Source organism: Stenotrophomonas sp. MMGLT7 (genome assembly GCF_021168555.1).
Lineage (GTDB): Bacteria > Pseudomonadota > Gammaproteobacteria > Xanthomonadales > Xanthomonadaceae > MMGLT7.
Genome location: NZ_JAJOZS010000001.1, coordinates 73,316 through 89,673 on the forward strand (window position 1 = coordinate 73,316; position 16,358 = coordinate 89,673).

At 69.6% G+C, this 16,358-nt stretch carries 13 protein-coding genes and 1 tRNA gene; 8 read left to right on the forward strand and 6 right to left on the reverse strand.

Going from position 1 to position 16,358, the window contains the following annotated elements; translation table 11 throughout:
- Window positions 1-43: 43 nt before the first annotated feature.
- Together hutH and hutI are read right to left on the reverse strand one after the other, a co-directional pair.
- A complete protein-coding gene (gene hutH, locus LRX76_RS00300; protein WP_231800492.1) occupies window positions 44-1,585 on the reverse strand; it encodes a histidine ammonia-lyase in 1,542 nt (513 codons plus the stop codon).
- A 116-nt stretch (window positions 1,586-1,701) separates the two neighbouring features.
- Window positions 1,702-2,928, reverse strand: coding sequence for an imidazolonepropionase (gene hutI, locus LRX76_RS00305; RefSeq protein ID WP_231800493.1), 1,227 nt, complete (start codon window positions 2,926-2,928; stop codon window positions 1,702-1,704).
- An 81-nt stretch (window positions 2,929-3,009) separates the two neighbouring features.
- Here hutI and LRX76_RS00310 point away from each other — a divergent pair, with 81 nt between their 5' ends.
- Window positions 3,010-4,371 carry a formimidoylglutamate deiminase gene (locus LRX76_RS00310; RefSeq protein ID WP_231800495.1) on the forward strand — a complete coding sequence of 454 codons (1,362 nt, stop codon included), beginning with the start codon at window positions 3,010-3,012 and terminating at the stop codon, window positions 4,369-4,371.
- A 47-nt stretch (window positions 4,372-4,418) separates the two neighbouring features.
- The gene (hutC, locus tag LRX76_RS00315) at window positions 4,419-5,144 is read left to right on the forward strand and encodes a histidine utilization repressor (RefSeq protein WP_231800496.1); all 726 of its coding nucleotides are present in this window, start codon (window positions 4,419-4,421) and stop codon (window positions 5,142-5,144) included.
- 531 nt (window positions 5,145-5,675) lie between these two features.
- Here the strand turns inward: hutC and LRX76_RS00320 are convergent.
- Window positions 5,676-6,263 carry a phasin family protein gene (locus LRX76_RS00320; RefSeq protein WP_231800497.1) on the reverse strand — a complete coding sequence of 196 codons (588 nt, stop codon included), beginning with the start codon at window positions 6,261-6,263 and terminating at the stop codon, window positions 5,676-5,678.
- A 140-nt stretch (window positions 6,264-6,403) separates the two neighbouring features.
- Here LRX76_RS00320 and LRX76_RS00325 point away from each other — a divergent pair, with 140 nt between their 5' ends.
- Window positions 6,404-7,153: a hypothetical protein gene (locus LRX76_RS00325; RefSeq protein ID WP_231800498.1), complete on the forward strand. Its 750-nt coding sequence runs from the start codon at window positions 6,404-6,406 to the stop codon at window positions 7,151-7,153.
- A 34-nt stretch (window positions 7,154-7,187) separates the two neighbouring features.
- On the opposite strand, the gene LRX76_RS00330 is transcribed toward LRX76_RS00325, so the two are convergent.
- Window positions 7,188-7,853 (reverse strand): energy transducer TonB, encoded by a 666-nt coding sequence (locus tag LRX76_RS00330; RefSeq protein WP_231800499.1) that lies wholly within the window; start codon window positions 7,851-7,853, stop codon window positions 7,188-7,190.
- Window positions 7,854-7,965: 112 nt separating this feature from the next.
- On the opposite strand from LRX76_RS00330, the gene serS reads away from it, so the two are divergent.
- From serS to LRX76_RS00350, 4 genes are all read left to right on the forward strand, one after another.
- Window positions 7,966-9,246 carry a serine--tRNA ligase gene (gene serS, locus LRX76_RS00335; RefSeq protein WP_231800500.1) on the forward strand — a complete coding sequence of 427 codons (1,281 nt, stop codon included), beginning with the start codon at window positions 7,966-7,968 and terminating at the stop codon, window positions 9,244-9,246.
- 129 nt (window positions 9,247-9,375) lie between these two features.
- Window positions 9,376-10,368, forward strand: coding sequence for a LysR family transcriptional regulator (locus LRX76_RS00340; RefSeq protein WP_231800501.1), 993 nt, complete (start codon window positions 9,376-9,378; stop codon window positions 10,366-10,368).
- 88 nt (window positions 10,369-10,456) lie between these two features.
- Window positions 10,457-10,546 (forward strand) — tRNA-Ser (locus tag LRX76_RS00345).
- Window positions 10,547-10,853: 307 nt separating this feature from the next.
- Window positions 10,854-11,744, forward strand: a complete 891-nt coding sequence (locus LRX76_RS00350) for a universal stress protein (protein ID WP_231800503.1) — start codon at window positions 10,854-10,856, stop codon at window positions 11,742-11,744.
- A gap of 36 nt (window positions 11,745-11,780) precedes the next feature.
- Here LRX76_RS00350 and LRX76_RS00355 read toward each other — a convergent pair whose 3' ends face one another.
- On the reverse strand, window positions 11,781-12,899 hold the full coding sequence (locus LRX76_RS00355) for a hypothetical protein (protein WP_231800505.1): 1,119 nt from the start codon (window positions 12,897-12,899) through the stop codon (window positions 11,781-11,783).
- A 450-nt stretch (window positions 12,900-13,349) separates the two neighbouring features.
- Window positions 13,350-14,738: a short-chain fatty acyl-CoA regulator family protein gene (locus tag LRX76_RS00360; RefSeq protein WP_231800514.1), complete on the reverse strand. Its 1,389-nt coding sequence runs from the start codon at window positions 14,736-14,738 to the stop codon at window positions 13,350-13,352.
- Window positions 14,739-14,855: 117 nt separating this feature from the next.
- Between LRX76_RS00360 and LRX76_RS00365 the strand changes: the two genes are divergently transcribed.
- Window positions 14,856-16,358 carry a CoA-acylating methylmalonate-semialdehyde dehydrogenase gene (locus LRX76_RS00365; protein ID WP_231800516.1) on the forward strand — a complete coding sequence of 501 codons (1,503 nt, stop codon included), beginning with the start codon at window positions 14,856-14,858 and terminating at the stop codon, window positions 16,356-16,358.

The window sequence follows — 16,358 nt, forward strand, 5'->3', positions numbered from 1 at the left end:
GCCGGATGAGGGCAGCTCTTCACCATGTCGCACCGCAAGTGGTTCATGCCTCCAACTCCACACCAGGCAGCGGGATGGCCACCGCGTCCGCCAACGCCCGCGAGCGCACCAGCTGCGCCGCCGCCAACAGGTCCGGATGGAAGTAGCGGTCGTCCTGCAGCGCCGGCACCTTCTCCCGCAGCAGCGCACGTGCCGCCTCCAGTGCCGCGCTGGACTTCAGCGGGGCATGGAAATCGCAGCCTTGCCCGGCCGCCAGCAGTTCGATGCCGACCACGTTGGCGGCGTTCTCCGCCATCGCCAGCAGCCGCCGCGCGCCGTGCGCGGCCATCGACACGTGGTCCTCCTGGTTGGCCGAGGTGGGGATGGAATCGACGCTGGCCGGGTAGGCGCGCTGCTTGTTCTCCGACACCAGCGCCGCGGCGGTGACCTGCGGGATCATGAAGCCGGAATTGAGGCCCGGCATCGGCGTCAGGAACGCCGGCAGGCCCGACAGCGCCGGGTCCACCAGCATGGCGATGCGGCGCTCGCTGATCGAGCCGACCTCGCACACCGCCATGGCCAGCATGTCGGCGGCGAAGGCCACAGGCTCGGCATGGAAGTTGCCGCCGGACAGCGCCTCGCCGGTATCGCTGAACACCAGCGGGTTGTCGGACACGCCGTTGGCCTCGGTGGCCAGCGTGCGCGCGGCGGCACGGATCACGTCCAGCGCCGCGCCCATCACCTGCGGCTGGCAGCGCAGGCAGTACGGGTCCTGCACGCGCACGTCGCCCTCGCGGTGCGATTCGCGGATCGCCGAGCCGGCCATCAGCGTGCGCAGCGCCTCCGCCACGACGATCTGTCCCGGCTGCCCGCGCAAGGCGTGGATGCGCGCGTCGAACGGCGTGTCCGAACCCTTGGCCGCTTCGGTGGACAGCGCGCCGGCCACCAGCGCGGCGGCGAACACGTCCTCGATGGCGAACAGTCCGGCCAATGCATTCGCGGTGGAGAACTGGGTGCCGTTGAGCAGCGCCAGCCCTTCCTTGGCGCCGAGTTCGAGCGGCTCCAGCCCGGCGCGCGCCAATGCCTCGGCCGCCGGCAGGCGCTGCCCGTGCAGGAACGCCTCGCCGACGCCGATCATCGCCGCGGCCATGTGCGCCAGCGGCGCCAGGTCGCCGGAAGCGCCGACCGAGCCCTGCGCCGGCACCACCGGCACCACGTCGCGCTGGAGCATGGCTTCCAGCAGCTCGATCGTGGCCGGCCGTACCCCGGAAGCGCCCTGGGCCAGGCTGGCCAGCTTCAGCGCCAGCATCAGCCGTGCCACCGCGACCGGCATCGGCTCGCCGACGCCGGCGGCGTGCGAGAGCACGATATTGCGCTGCAGGGTGGCCAGGTCGTCGGGTTCGATGCGCACGCTGGCCAGCTTGCCGAAGCCGGTGTTGATGCCGTAGACCGGCTCGCCGCGGGCGACGATCGCCTCCACGGTCTCGGCACTGCGCGCGATCCCGGCGGCGGCGGTCGGGTCGAGGCGGACGCCGGCGCCGGCATGGATGGCGCGCCACTGCGCCAGGGTGACGGCGCCGGGGCGCAGGACGAGGGACGAACTCATGCGGTTACTCCGGGAATGATGGTGTTGTTGCGTGGAGCCGAGCTTGTGCTTGCATCCCCTTTTGGGGGGCTCGGCCGGGGCTGCACCGGGAACGCTCCAGCCGAGCTAGCTCGGCTCTACGACAGGGCCGTGCGCTGCACATGGCGACCCTGGTGGACACGCGCGTGCAGGGGGTTGAAGCCCATGCGGTAGACGAGATCGGCGGGCGCGTCGATGTCCCAGACCGCCAGGTCGCAGTCCAGGCCCGCATGCAGGCGGCCGACGCGATCGAAGCGGCCCAGCGCACGCGCGCCCTCGCGGGTGAAGCCGGCGATGCACTCGGCCACGGTCAGGCGGAACAGGGTGGCGCCCATGTTCATCGCCAGCAGCGGGCTGGTCAGCGGCGAGGTGCCCGGGTTGCAGTCGGTGGCCAGCGCCAGCGCCACGCCGGCGTCGCGCAGCTTCTGCACCGGCGGCAGCTGGGTGTCGCGGGTGAAGTAGAACGCGCCCGGCAGCAGCACGGCGACGGTGCCGGCGGCGGCCATCGCGGCGATGCCGGCCGCGTCCAGGTGCTCGATGTGGTCGGCCGACAATGCGCCGAAGCCGGCCGCCAGCGCCGCGCCGTGCTGGTTTGTCAGCTGCTCGGCATGGATCTTCAGCGCCAGCCCGTGCCGTTGCGCCGCCTCGAACACCTGCGCCGCCTGCGCCGGCGAGAAGGCGATGTCCTCGCAGAACACGTCCACCGCCTCGGCCAGCGCCTCCGCCGCGACCGCCGGGATCATCCGTTCGCAGACCTCGTCGATGTAGTCCTGCGCCCGCCACCCATCCGGCACCGCGTGCGCGCCGAGGAAGGTCGGCGCCATCGATACCGGGCGCAGTTCGCCCAGCCGCCGCGCCACGCGCAACTGCTTGAGCTCGTCCTCCAGGCTCAGGCCGTAGCCGGACTTGATCTCGACCGTGGTCACGCCCTCGGCCAGCATCGCATCGAGGCGGGGCAGGGACTGGGCGACCAGCTCGTCCTCGGACGCCGCTCGGGTGGCGCGCACCGTGGCGACGATGCCGCCGCCGGCACGGGCGATGTCGGCGTAGCTGGCGCCGTCCAGCCGCTGCTCGAACTCGTTGGCGCGGTTGCCGGCGTAGACCAGGTGGGTGTGGCAATCGACCAGCCCGGGACCGATCCAGCGGCCGCCGCAGTCGACCTGGCGTTCAGCGACCAGGCCGGAGGGAACCGCGGACAGTGGTCCGGCGTAGGCGATGCGACCGTCGTGGCAGGCGATGGCGCCGTCGCGGACGATGCCCAGGCCGCCGTCGCCGGCGTCGAGCGTCATCATGTGGGCGTTGTGCCAGAGTGTGTCGCAATGCATGTCGCGAGCGCCCGTCGGAATTTATTTGTCTATACAATAATGTCGAAAAAGCGGGAGTGTCCAGTGGCGCGGAGCGAAGACATGGTGCATACGCATTTCTGGCTGGAGCAGGCCTTGCTGCCGCAGGGCTGGGCGCGCGACGTGCGCCTGGGCGTACAGGATGGACGCATCGTCTCGCTGCAGTGCGACATGCCTGCGGAGGCGGACGACACCCGGCTGTCGATCGTGCTGCCGGGGCTGGGCAACCTGCACAGCCATGCCTTCCAGCGCGGCATGGCCGGCCTGACCGAGGTCGGTGGCGCTTCCGGCGACAGCTTCTGGAGCTGGCGCGAGCAGATGTACCGCTTCCTCGACCGGCTCGATCCGGACAGCTTCCAGGCCATCGCGCAGATGGCCTATGTCGAGATGCTGGAGTCCGGCTTCACCCGCGTCGGCGAGTTCCACTACCTGCACCACGCCCCGGATGGGCGCCCGTATGCCGATGCCGCGGAGATGTCGGCACGGGTGGCGCAGGCGGCGCAGGCCAGCGGCATCGGCCTGACCCTGCTGCCGGTGTTCTACGCGCATTCGGACTTCGGCGCGCAGCCGCCCAATCCGGCGCAGAAGCGCCTGGTCCACGACATCGACGGTTTTGCCGCCTTGCTGCAGCGATGCCGCGGCGCCTTGCGCCAGCTGCCCGATGCCGTGCTCGGCGTGGCCCCGCACAGCCTGCGCGCGGTGGCACCGGACCAACTGGCGGCGCTGCCGGCGCTGGTCGAAGGCCCGGTGCACATCCACATCGCCGAGCAGGTGAAGGAGGTCCAGGCCTGCCTGGCCTGGTCCGGCCAGCGCCCGGTGCAGTGGCTGTACGCGCATGCAGCGGTGGACGAACGCTGGTGCCTGGTGCATGCCACCCACGTCGAGCCTCAGGAACTGGCCGCCATCGTCGCCAGCGGCGCGGTGGCCGGGCTGTGCCCGATCACCGAGGCCAACCTGGGCGACGGCCTGTTCCCGATGCAGGAGTTCGTCCGCGCGGGCGGGCGCTTCGGTGTCGGTTCCGATTCCAACGTGCTGATCGACGCCGCCGAGGAACTGCGCCTGCTCGAGTATGGCCAGCGCCTGACCCTGCGCGGCCGCAACGTGCTGGCGACCGAGGCCGGCGTTTCCAGCGGCCGCACCCTGTACCAGGGCGCGCTGCAGGGTGCTGCGCAGGCGCTGGGCGTGGACACGGGGTTGCAGGTGGGCGCGCCGGCGGACCTGGTGGAACTGGACGCCGCGCATCCCGCGCTGGCCTGCCGCCAGGGCGACAGCCTGCTCGACAGCTGGGTGTTCGCCGCGCGCAATGGCGCGGTACGCTCGGTGTGGCGCAACGGCCGCGAACTGGTGCGCCAGGGCCGCCACCTGCAACGCGAGCGCATCGCCGGCGACTTCCGGCGGGCGCTGGCACGGGTGCTGCAGGCATGAAGCAGGACCTGGACCACCCACCGCATGGACACGATCGGGAAGACAGCTTGAACGCCAAGCCGGCCACCACGCTCAACCACCGCATCCGCAGCGACATCGAGGGCAGGATCCGCAGCGGCGAGTGGCCGCCCGGCCATCGCATCCCGTTCGAGCACGAGCTGATGACCCAGTACGACTGCTCGCGGATGACGGTCAACAAGGTGCTGACGATGCTGGCCGACGCCGGCATGATCGAGCGCCGCCGCCGTGCCGGCTCGTTCGTCGCGCGCCCGCATCCGCACATCGAGCAGGTGGCGCTGGAGATCCCGGACATCCCGCTGGAAGTGGCCGCGCGCGGGCACGTCTACAGCTTCCAGCTGTTGTCCAAGCGCCGCCGCAAGCCGCGGCGGCAGCCGAACGAACTGGAGATCGCCGCCGCCGGCACCTTGCTGGCGATGCACAGCCTGCACCTGGCCGATGGCCGGCCGTTCGCGCTGGAAGACCGCGTCATCAATCCCGAAGCGGTGCCGGAGGCGGTGGAGATGGATTTCAGCCAGGTCGCGCCCGGCAGCTGGCTGCTGCAGCACGTGCCGTGGACGCGCGCCCTGCACCGGATCAGCGCGATCGGCGCCGATGAATTGCAGGCGGGGCTGTTGCAGGTGGCGGTCGGTACCGCCTGCCTGGTGATCGATCGCCAGACCTGGCGCGGCGAGCAGGCGGTGACCAGCGTGCGGCAGGTGTTCCTGGGCGATTCCTACGACCTCATCGCCCGTTTCGCGCCGGGTTCGCGCTAGCGGGCCGGTATCGCGGATGCGCCGCGGATGCAGCCGTAGCGGCGGGGCTCATGCCCGGGAAATTGAACGGATCGTGCCGTGTTGGCGGGAATCGAGCGCACCAGGAACCTGCTCACCATCCCCCGTAGGAGCGACTTCAGTCGCGAAGGGCTTCACCGGGAAGGCCCTTCGCGACTGAAGTCGCTGCTACAGCTGCTTGTCATTCCTGAGCCACAGCGACCGACCGGCATCTGCCACGATCGTGGACGGGTTCCAGGACTTTCGGTGGCCACGCAACGGCATCGGGTCCCCGCCTACGCGGGGGCAACGAGCAAGATGGATGCTGCCGGCGGACGCTTCGAATCCGCCCTTGCCAGGCAATGCCGCGACACCGCCTGAGTGCGGAATGCCGGGAACCTGCGAAGAGCCCAAAAGAAGACCCACCAGTCCGAAGCCGAAAGGGGAGGGGAGCAGACGGTCTTCACATGGACTGGTGGGTCCGTCCCGATTCTGCGAGAAACAATGCTGCTTTGCAACATCGGGTTCCCGGGGTCAGGACGTCGCCGCGGAACCGGTTTCCGCGGCGGGGGCCGGGGCGCTCTTGGCGGGTGCGCTGGACTTGGCCGGCGTCTTCTTCGCCGTGCTCTTGCCGGCCTTCTTGACGGTCGTGCGACTGGCGGTCTTTGCCGGCTTGTCGGGAACGCGCGCATCGATCCGGTCGACCTTGCGCGAAAGTGCGTCCAGCTCGCGGCGCGAGGGGATGTTCAAGCGCCGCAACGCGCCCTGCAGCTGCTGTTCGAACGTGTTCTCCAGCCAGCCCCAGGCCTGCGAGGTGCGTTCGCGCGCTTCGTCCACCCGCGACTCGACCTCGCTGCGCAGTTCCTCGGCACGCGCATCCGCGCGGCCGCGGACCGATTTCTGCACGCCCTGGCCTTCGCGTACAAGCGTGTCGAACAGCTTGCCGCCTTCCTTCTGCGCGCGTCCCAGCGCTCCCAGGCCCGCCAGCCAGATCTGCTGCGCGGAGCCGACCAGCCCGGCCTTGTCGGCAGCGGTGGCGGTGGCGGTGGCGGTGCTGCGGCGACGGCCAGTGCCCGTCGTTCCGGTCTTGCGGGTGCCCGTGGTTTTCTTGGTGGTCGCCATGCATGTGCTCCTTTCGACGTGGGAGGAAGCTGCAGCGGCGCTGCGGCTGCCGCAACTGTGGAACATAAACGTGTCAGGCTTGCTGGAATGTGAGGGAGTTTGCGCTTGCGGCAGTTGGCCTGCATCACCATGATCGGCGCATGGCACGCCGCACTCCCGCTTCCGCACCGGCCGCCTCGGGCCAGCCCGCCGTGGACCGGCTGGCCCGTCGGCTGGCGTGGCACCAGGCCCTGCACGATCCGCAGCGCGATCCGCGCAACCGCCTGCGCTGGCTGCAGGAGGTGCGCCGCTGGCAGGCGCTGCGGCTGGAGCGCAGCTTCGAGCATTTCCTGGAGGATCCGCGGCGCCGCCCGGCGGCGATGTTCTTCCTCGACGATGTCTACGGCGACCGCGATTTCAGCCGGCGCGACGCCGACCTGCTGAAGGTGCTGCCGACCATGCGCAAGCTGATGCCGGCCTCGCTGCTGGCGACGGTGGCCGACGGCATCGAACTGGCCGCGCTCACCCACGCGCTGGACCTGCGCATGGCCGCGACCTTGCGCCGGATCGCACCGCGCCGGCGGCGGCTGGACGCGGCACTGTACGCGCAGGCCTACCGGCAGGCGGGATTGCCGCGCCTGCGTGCCCGCCAGATCGGGTTGATCGGCCAGGTGGGAACGGGGCTTGCGAAAGCGGTGGGCACGCCGGGCGTACGCATCCTGCTCAAGCTGGCGCGCGCCCCGGCCCGGGCCGCCGGCGTATCCGAACTGCAGGGCTTCCTGGAGCGGGGCTTCGATGCGTTCTCGCGCCTGGGCGACGCCGCGACCTTCCTGGACGACATCGATCGTACCGAGCGGCGGATCTCGCGGCGGCTGTTCGCCGGCGACGCGGCGGTGCTGGGGATGGACTGAGACCGCCGCCGGCAACAGTTGATCCCCGTATCGATCAGGGACCCGGCTTGAAGTCGAACGGGATATCGATGCTGCCGGTGGTGGCCTGTCCGTTCTGCTGGGCCGGACGGAAGCGCCAGCGCCGTACCGTCTCCATCGCCGCGCGATCGAGTTCGCGCGAGCCGCTGCGCCCGATCAGCGTCACCGCGGACGGATAGCCGGTCGCATCGACCTCCACCCGCACCACCACGGTGCCCTGGTCGCCGCGGCGCAGGGCGGCGGCGGGGTATTGCGGCGACGGCATCTGTCCCGGCAGCGGCACCGGCTGCGGGCCGGGCGCCAGGTTCGGCGCCTGCGGCGGCGCCTGGCCCGGTTCGGCCAGCGCGACGGGCGCGCCTCCGGGCGCAGCGGCCTGGTCGACAGGCGCCGGCGGCACCTCCTCGACCAGTTGCGGCGCCGCGTCGGCCGCGTCCGGCCTGGCATCGGGCATGTCGCTGGCCCCGGCGCTGGCGGGCAGCGGCGCAGGCAGCGGTTCCTCTTCGGCCAGGGGCTTCTGTTCCGTTGCCGGGGCAGGGCGGTAGAAGTCGTCCTTGCGTCCGCCCAGCCATACCAGCACGAACAGCAGCACGCCCACGCCGAAGGCGATGCCGGCGATCTTGAGCGCCTTGCGCGGCAGGTGGAAGACGATGGTCTGGTCGGATGCGGAGCGGGAATCTGACATGGCGACACCTGGTTGATCGCACGGATTCTGGCATAGCCTGCATCGTGGGCAGGGCAGGAAATCGCATAACAGGCGATAATCGCCGCCTTCGTTCAACCTGCGTGTCGTTTCCATGCTCGATCCTGTCCTGCTACGCCAACAACCGGCCGAACTGGCCGAACGCCTGCGCGCCACGCGCGGCTACGAACTCGATGTCGCCGCGGTGGAGCTGCTGGAGAGCGAGCGCAAGCGCATCCAGGTGCGCACCCAGGAACTGCAGACACTGCGCAACAGCCATTCCAAGGCCATCGGCCAGGCCAAGGCCAGGGGCGAGGACGCTTCGGCGTTGATGGCCGAGGTCGCCGGCTTCGGCGACGAGCTGAAGGCCTCGGAACTGGAACTGGAGCGCATCCGCGGCGAGCTGGAAGCGCTGGCGCTGGGCATTCCCAACCTGCCGCAGGACGACGTGCCGGCCGGCGCGGACGAGCACGACAACGTCGAGGTGTCGCGCTGGGGCGAGCCGGGCGTATTCGACTTCCCGGTCAAGGACCACGTCGAACTCGGCGCGCGCAACGGCTGGCTGGACGGGGAGGCCGGGGCCAAGCTGTCGGGTGCCCGCTTCACCGTGCTGCGCGGGCCGGTCGCACGGCTGCACCGGGCGCTGGCGCAGTTCATGCTCGACCTGCATACCGGCGAGCACGGCTACGAGGAGACCAACGTGCCGCTGCTGGTGAACGTGGACTCCATGCGCGGCACCGGCCAGCTGCCCAAGTTCGAGGACGACCTGTTCCGCACCTCGGTGGGCGATTCGCGCCGCTACCTGATCCCGACCGCGGAAGTGCCGCTGACCAACAGCGTGCGCGACGAGATCATCGACGCCGAACGCCTGCCGTTGCGCATGACCGCCGACTCGATGTGCTTCCGCGCCGAGGCCGGCAGCAGCGGCCGCGACACCCGCGGCATGATCCGCCAGCACCAGTTCGAGAAGGTCGAGCTGGTCAGCATCGTGCGTCCGCAGGACAGCGACGCCGAGCACGAGCGCATGACCACCTGCGCCGAGACCGTGTTGCGCAGGCTGGGGCTGCCGTACCGCAAGGTGCTGCTGTGCACCGGCGACATGGGCTTCTCGGCGACCAAGACCTACGACCTGGAAGTGTGGCTGCCCTCGCAGGACACCTACCGCGAGATCTCCTCGTGCTCGAACTGCGGCGACTTCCAGGCCCGGCGCATGCAGGCGCGCTGGCGCAACCCGGAAACCGGCAAGCCCGAGCTGGTGCATACCCTCAACGGCTCCGGCGTGGCGATCGGCCGGGCGATGATCGCGGTGATGGAGAACTACCAGAATGCCGACGGCTCGATAACCGTGCCGGAGGTACTGCGCCCCTACCTGGGCGGCGCCGAGCGCATCGGCTGAGTTTCGATCGCCGGATCGGTACGGCAGGGAAGCCGTGCCCGCACCGGTGTGGGGCGCCCCGGGATATTGTTGCTGTGTTGGGATAAAGGTGTTTGAATTCCACTTATCGTTCTGATGGTGGAACCCGGCATGCATGACCTCAATGATCTGTACTACTTTGCCATGGTCGTGGACCACGGCGGCTTTGCCGCGGCCGAACGCGCGCTGGGCATCCCCAAGTCGCGCCTGAGCCGGCGCATCAGCCAGCTGGAGACCGAGCTGGGCGTGCGCCTGCTGCAGCGCTCCACGCGCCGCTTCGCGGTCACCGACGTCGGCATGAGCGTGCACCGCCACGCGCAGACGATGCTGGCCGAGGCGCAGGCGGCGAGGGAAGTGGTCGACCGGCTCAGTGCCGAACCGCGGGGCGTCGTGCGCGCCAGCGTCCCGGTCTCGCTGGCGCAGATGCAACTGCCCAAGCTGCTGCCGAAGTTCCTGGACCTGTATCCCAAGGTGCGCCTGCAGCTGACCATCAGCAACCGCCGCGTGGACCTGATCAACGAAGGCTTCGACGTCGCCCTGCGCGTGCGCTCGCGCCTGGACGACGACGGCAGCCTGGTGATGCGCAGCTTCGGCCAGGTGCAGGAACTGCTGGTGGCCAGCCCCAAGTACCTCAACCGCGCCGGCCGCCCCAAGGACCCGGACGAACTGGCCGCACACGTCACCCTGAGCATCAGCGAGGACGAGGCGCGCCAGCGCTGGGAACTGCACGGGCCGGACGGCGAAGTGCGCCGCGTGGACCTGCAGCCGCGCGTGGCCGGCTTCGACTTCCCGCTGCTGCAGTCGATGGTCAAGGACGGCTTCGGCATCACCATGCTGCCGGAGACGGTCTGCGCCGAGGCCGTGCGCAACGGCGAGCTGGAGGTGGTGCTTCCGGAATGGTCGCTGCCGCAGGGCATCTGCCATGCCGTGTTCGCCTCGCGCCGCGGCCTGCTGCCGGCGGTGCGGGTGTTCATCGACTTCCTGGCCGAGCACCTGCCGCAGCAGCTGGAGGCCTCGCGCCTGGACTGCGACGGCGCCTGCCAGCGCGCCAAGGAACAGATCAAGGTGTCGCGCGCCAGCGCGATGGCGGTGGAAGCGGGCTGAATTCGCCGGCACGGCGTGCGAGAATGCGCCTCCGCCACGCATCGGCGCGGCGCCACGGGCACAGGGCGCAAGGCCCCGTGCCACATACGGAGAGATGGCCGAGCGGTTTAAGGCACCGGTCTTGAAAACCGGCGAAGGGTCAAACCTTCCGTGGGTTCGAATCCCACTCTCTCCGCCACTTCGATACAAGACTGGGAACGCCGGTTCCCGCTGATTTTCCTCGTCCACCCCGACGGGCTCGGGTCACGTGATTTCGTGATCCCTCACGTATGCGGGCGGCAGCGATGTCATTACATACTCGGAGCGTGGCCGGAGCGCCACGTCCTGGAGCCGGTCCGGCAAGTGGAGCGAAGGATATGCCGCCGGACGCCGCCGAGCAGGCCACGTGCGCCACCATCCTCCGGAACGCTGTGCCGAAGTCTCCGCCTGCGATGGCGGGACGCATGTGTTCCACTTGCCAATCCGCAGCCCAAGAGGCAGAGACGATGGAAAAGGTGAACACGGTCCTCGTCGCTCTCGATCTCGAGGCCGGCAGCGATGCGGTGCTGGCCCGGGCGGTGCAGCTCGCAGCTGCGCACGGGGCCCGACTGGTCGCGTTGCACGTCATCGAGGAGGAACCGCTGCCGTCGACGGCCGCCCACATGAAGCTCACCCAGAGCGAATTGCGCGCCCAGCTCGAACGACAGGCAATTGCGGCGATGGAAGCGAAACTGCTCGAAAACGGCCGGATGGCACGAACCGAGCTACGCGTGGCATTCGGGTCGCCGCACGAGGTCATAACGCATACGGCGCACGAGCGGCACGCGGATGTCGTGGTCATCGGGCCTGGCAAGGGGCAGTCGCTCAAGGACAGGATCCTGGGTTCGACGGCGGACCGGGTAGTCAGGACATCCACCGCACCGGTCCTCGTCGCCAGGAAACCGTCGGCAGGGCCCTATCGGCGCATGGCCGTCGCCATCGATGGCTCGCCGCTGTCGGAAAGAGCGTTGGCGCAGGCGCGCACGCTGGCCCCGGACGCAGCCGTCCAAATGGTGCAGGCCGTCGACATCCCGCTCCCGTTCCGGCAGGCGCTGCTGCGCGCCGGGACGTCGCAGGCCGAGATGAATCGATACCGCGCGATGCTGGCCGACAAGGCCCGCGAGGATCTCTCCGCATTCAAGCGCCACATCCTGGGAGGGAAGGGGCCCGCCGTTCGCATCCTCGACGGCGATCCCGGGCCCGCGCTCGTGCGCTTCTCGAAAGGCTCGCGCATCGACCTGCTGGCGCTGGGATCGCAGGGCCGGGGCGCCGCCATGCAGGCGCTTCTCGGCAGTGTCGCGCGGCGGGTGCTGGGCGAGGCCGCCTGCGACGTTCTCGTCGCGACCCGCCGGCAATGACCGCAGGCACCGGGCGGAGTCCGCCCTGACGCAAGCTCAGACCGGGCTGCGCAGGATCGCGGCGAGGGACTCGCGGCCGGGGATGTCGTCCTTGCGCGCCCCGAACACCTTCGCGCCCGAGCGCAGCGCACGGCTGGCGATCTCGTCGACGACACCGTAGTTGCGGGCATCGCCGGCTTCGTCGAAGGTCACCATGCCGGTCTCCTCGTCCACGCTGCCGTTCACCACGTTGTCGATGTCGATCAGCAGCTGCTCGATGTTGCCGAAGGTCGCGGCCCGTGCGGCGTCGGAGATGTCGGTCGTGGCGCGGCTCTGGCCCTTGCGGGTGTCGAACAGGGCGTGGAAGTCGGCGATCTGCTTCTCGTAGTGGGCATCGAGGATGGGGCGCGCGGCCGTTGCGAGATCGGCTTCGCTGGTGCGGTCGTGGCTTCCGCTGATCGCCTGCGGCAGGGCCTGGATGGAACCGACGGAGCGGAAGATGGCCTCCACGGGCTGCGTCGCGGCGAGGATCACGGGGAGCTCGCTGCCGGCGAGGAACGGGCGCAGGGCGGCGTCGACCTTGCGCGCATACTGTGTCAGGCGGGTCTTCTGGCCCTCGCTGCCCTGCAGGCGCCCGCTCGGAGAACGCTCGTTGACGGTGGACTTGTAGACGGCGCTGGCCGCATCCGTGGGCAGGTCGGGGACCTTCAACGCCGCCGCCGGCAGGTCCGGCGAGATTTCCACCAGCCGCACCGCGTTCTCCGATATCGCCAGCACGTAGGCCGCATGCGGGAAGGTGATGGAGCGGATCAGCGGCTTGAGGTGGAAGCGGTCCGACACCTCCACCATCTCGCTCAGCCTGTTGGCCAGCCGGTACGTGCGCAGCGAATCCGGGGTGGCGAAGACGGCAAGGCTGTGCGCCTGGAACCGCCAGAATTCCTCGTCGTCGGCGAGATCGTCCAGGTACTCCTGCAGCGCCGCCAGCCGCCGCTTGTCCGTCCCGGCCTCGCGAAGCTGCCTGACCGCCTCCTTCGACAGGTTGGAAAGCGTGATCCGCGCCTGCTGGATGTCCTGGGTGATCGGTGTCGTCGGCAGGTAGATCGACACGCAGGCATCCGCACGCAGCGTGTTCAGGGAGTCCAGGTCACGGGACGTCGGGGTATCGAGATAAAGCATGCGGTAGCTCCTTCGGGTCGATGGATCACGTAGGGCTTGAAAGCCGCTTGCGAGGCGTAGTGGCAAGGGCGAAACCTGCTCGTCCGGTGATCGGCAATCGCCCCGTGTCGGCGGCCCGCCCGGCCCCTGGGCACCCGGGTCGCCCCATCCGAATCCGGTCGCAACGCTGCGGCTGGTCCTCGGAGCCTGTTGCCTCGAACATGAACCTCGGTTGTATGGCATGCCGGATGCTTTGAGATGCGGGGCTATTGGAACTTCGCCAAAGCCGCTTGGAAATGCCGGGTTTTCGTTGCAGATAGACCGGTCTTGCGGCTCCTCCAGCCTGAAGTGGCGGAAGCGCCGATCCGCAGCAAGGTTTCGTGGCCAGGAGCATCTGGAATGCGCAGTAGGGCCATGGAGCAGACGCAGTTCCCGCGCGCGCCCACCACTTCCCCGATCCGCCATCGTCGATCACTGCGGGACAGCCGCCACCCCCGGCAGCGCCGGGAATGCCCGCTGGATGCAATCGCCGCGCTCGCAGACACGGCAGCCGGGGCCGATCGGAGTGACCGATTGCGGGTTCTCCAGGTCCAGGCCGTCCGAGTACACGAGATGGCCGGCGTGGCGCAGGTCGCAACCCAGGCTGACGGCGAAGGTCTTGCGCGGCTTGCCGTAGCCGGCCGCACCGCTGCTGACCTGGCGCGCGATCCAGAAGTGGCGGCGGCCATCGGGCATGCGTGCGACCTGGGTGAGCACGCGGCCGGGCTGGTTGAACGCCTCGTAGACGATCCACAGCGGGCACGAACCGCCGACATGGGAGAAGTGGAAGTCGGTGGCCGAGTGCCGCTTGGAGACGTTGCCGGCGCGGTCCACGCGCATGAAGAAGAACGGCAGGCCGGGATCGCTGCGGCGGTGCAGGGTGCTGAGGCGGTGGCAGATCGCCTCGAAGCCGACGCCGAAGTGCTGCGCCAGCCATTCGATGTCGTAGCGGCAACCGGCGGCGCTGCGCAGGAATTCGCCATAGGGCATCACCAGCGCGCCGGCGAAGTAGTTGGACAGGCCGATGCGGGCCTGCGCGACATGCTCGGCGTCGTCGAAGCCGGCGCTGGCGATCAGCCGGTCGATCAGTTCGCCCTGTTCCAGCAGTGCCAGCTGCGCAGCCATCTGGAACGCCCGCTGGCCCGAGCGCAGGTAGCCGGGCAGGCGCAGCACGCGCGACTGCGCGTCGTAGCGGCGCTTGCCGGCGGCGCCGGCGGTGTCGCCATCGTCGACGACTTCGGTCAGCACGCCGTGGCGGTCGAGCAGGCGCTGGCGGATGCGCGGGGCCACCTGGCCGACCACGAAGCCCTGTTCGCGGAACAGGGCCTCGGCCAAATCGTCGAGCTCGGCGATGTGGTTCTGGCGACGGTTGAAGTAGTCGCGCACGCGGTCGCCGACGTCCGGCCCTGCGGCGGGATGCGCGGCGTCGCCCAGCTGCAGGGCCAGCGCGTCGGCGCGCTCCTTGTTGGCGCGCTGGGCACGGTGCAGTTCGAGCAGCAGATGGGCGATGTCGGGGAAGTTGCCGGCCAGCGATTTCAGTTCGGTGGCCGTGGCGCCGCTGCGGCCCAGGTCGGCCATCGCCTCGCGCAGCTGGATCGCCAGTGCGCCGGTGTTGCCGTCATCGAACAGGGCGGGCTGGGCGCCGAACAGCGCCTCGATGCGGAACTGCACGGCCACGGTCAGCGGCCGCTGGTTGCGCTCGATCTGGTTCAGGTAGCTGGGGGAGATGCCCAGTGCCCGTGCCAGTGCTGCCTGGTTCAGGCCCTGCTGCTCGCGCAGCCTCTGCAGCCGCAGGCCAATGTGGCGTTTGCCCGTGTTCATGATTCGCAGTATTCGCAAAAGCTTGCGCGATCTTCGCACGATTAAGCATTTTCCCACATTTTCATATGAATCCGGATGCGAATAATGCGAATTCCCGTGCACCCCGTGAGTCATGCCATGACCGAAACACCCCGCATCCCCTTGCTGATCGATGGCCGGTTCGTTGCTTCGCAGGCCCGGCAGTGGCGCGACGTGACCAATCCCGCCACGCAGGAGGTGCTGGCGCAGGTGCCGTTCGCCACCGTGGACGAGGTGGGCGCCGCCGTCGCCGCCGCGCAGGAGGCGTTCAAGAGCTGGCGCAAGACCCCGATCGGCACGCGCGCGCGCATCTTCCTCAGGTACCAGCAGCTGATCCGCGAGCACATGGACGAGCTGGCGGCGATCCTCAGCGCCGAGCAGGGCAAGACCCTGCCCGATGCCGAGGGCGACGTGTTCCGCGGCCTGGAGGTGGTCGAGCACGCCGCCGCGATCGGCAACCTGCAGCTGGGCGAGCTGGCCAACAACGTGGCCAACGGCGTGGATACCTACACGCTGCTGCAACCGCTGGGCGTGTGCGCCGGCATCACTCCGTTCAACTTCCCGGCGATGATTCCGCTGTGGATGTTCCCGATGGCCATCGCCACCGGCAACACATTCGTGCTCAAGCCGTCCGAGCAGGACCCGATGGTGACCATGCGCCTGGTCGAGCTGGCGCTGGAGGCGGGCATCCCCAAGGGCGTGCTCAATGTCGTCCACGGCGGCGAGGAGGTGGTCAACGCCATCTGCGACCACCCGGACATCAAGGCGGTGTCGTTCGTCGGCTCCACCCGCGTGGGCACGCACGTCTACCACCGCGCCTCGCAGGCGGGCAAGCGCGTGCAATGCATGATGGGGGCCAAGAACCACGCGGTGGTCCTGCCCGATGCCAACAGGGAGCAGACCCTCAACGCGATGGTCGGCGCGGCGTTCGGCGCCGCCGGCCAGCGCTGCATGGCCGCCTCCACGCTGGTGCTGGTGGGCGAGGCACGCGAGTGGATCCCGGACCTGGTGGCCAAGGCGAAGGGCCTGAAGGTCGGCGCCGGCAGCGCGGCCGGCACCGATGTCGGCCCGGTCATCTCCTGCGCCGCGCGCGAGCGGGTGGAGGGCCTGATCGCGTCGGGCGTGGAGCAGGGGGCCACGCTGGAACTGGACGGCCGCAACCCGCGGGTGGAGGGCTTCGAGAAGGGCAACTTCGTCGGGCCGACGATCTTCTCCGGCGTCAGGCCGGGCATGCGCATCTACGACGAGGAGATCTTCGGACCGGTACTGGTGATCCTGGAGGCGGCGACGCTGGAGGAGGCCATCGCGCTGGTCAACGCCAATCCCAACGGCAACGGCACCGCGGTGTTCACCCAGTCCGGCGCGGCCGCGCGGCGCTTCCAGGAGGACATCGACGTGGGCCAGGTGGGGATCAACGTGCCGATCCCGGTGCCGGTGCCGCTGTTCTCGTTCACCGGCTCGCGTGCCTCCAAGCTGGGCGACCTCGGCCCGTACGGCAAGCAGGTGGTGACGTTCTACACCCAGACCAAGACGGTGACGGCGCGCTGGTTCGACGACGACACCCTGGGCCACGGCGTCAACACCACCATTTCGCTGAAGTAG

Coding starts and splice junctions, on each gene's coding strand:
- hutH (WP_231800492.1), bottom strand. CDS start 1,585: ATGAGTTCGTCCCTCGTCCTGCGCCCCGGCGCCGTCACCCTGGCGCAG.
- hutI (WP_231800493.1), bottom strand. CDS start 2,928: ATGCATTGCGACACACTCTGGCACAACGCCCACATGATGACGCTCGAC.
- LRX76_RS00310 (WP_231800495.1), top strand. CDS start 3,010: ATGGTGCATACGCATTTCTGGCTGGAGCAGGCCTTGCTGCCGCAGGGC.
- LRX76_RS00320 (WP_231800497.1), bottom strand. CDS start 6,263: ATGGCGACCACCAAGAAAACCACGGGCACCCGCAAGACCGGAACGACG.
- LRX76_RS00325 (WP_231800498.1), top strand. CDS start 6,404: ATGGCACGCCGCACTCCCGCTTCCGCACCGGCCGCCTCGGGCCAGCCC.
- LRX76_RS00330 (WP_231800499.1), bottom strand. CDS start 7,853: ATGTCAGATTCCCGCTCCGCATCCGACCAGACCATCGTCTTCCACCTG.
- serS (WP_231800500.1), top strand. CDS start 7,966: ATGCTCGATCCTGTCCTGCTACGCCAACAACCGGCCGAACTGGCCGAA.
- LRX76_RS00340 (WP_231800501.1), top strand. CDS start 9,376: ATGCATGACCTCAATGATCTGTACTACTTTGCCATGGTCGTGGACCAC.
- LRX76_RS00350 (WP_231800503.1), top strand. CDS start 10,854: ATGGAAAAGGTGAACACGGTCCTCGTCGCTCTCGATCTCGAGGCCGGC.
- LRX76_RS00355 (WP_231800505.1), bottom strand. CDS start 12,899: ATGCTTTATCTCGATACCCCGACGTCCCGTGACCTGGACTCCCTGAAC.
- LRX76_RS00360 (WP_231800514.1), bottom strand. CDS start 14,738: ATGAACACGGGCAAACGCCACATTGGCCTGCGGCTGCAGAGGCTGCGC.
- LRX76_RS00365 (WP_231800516.1), top strand. CDS start 14,856: ATGACCGAAACACCCCGCATCCCCTTGCTGATCGATGGCCGGTTCGTT.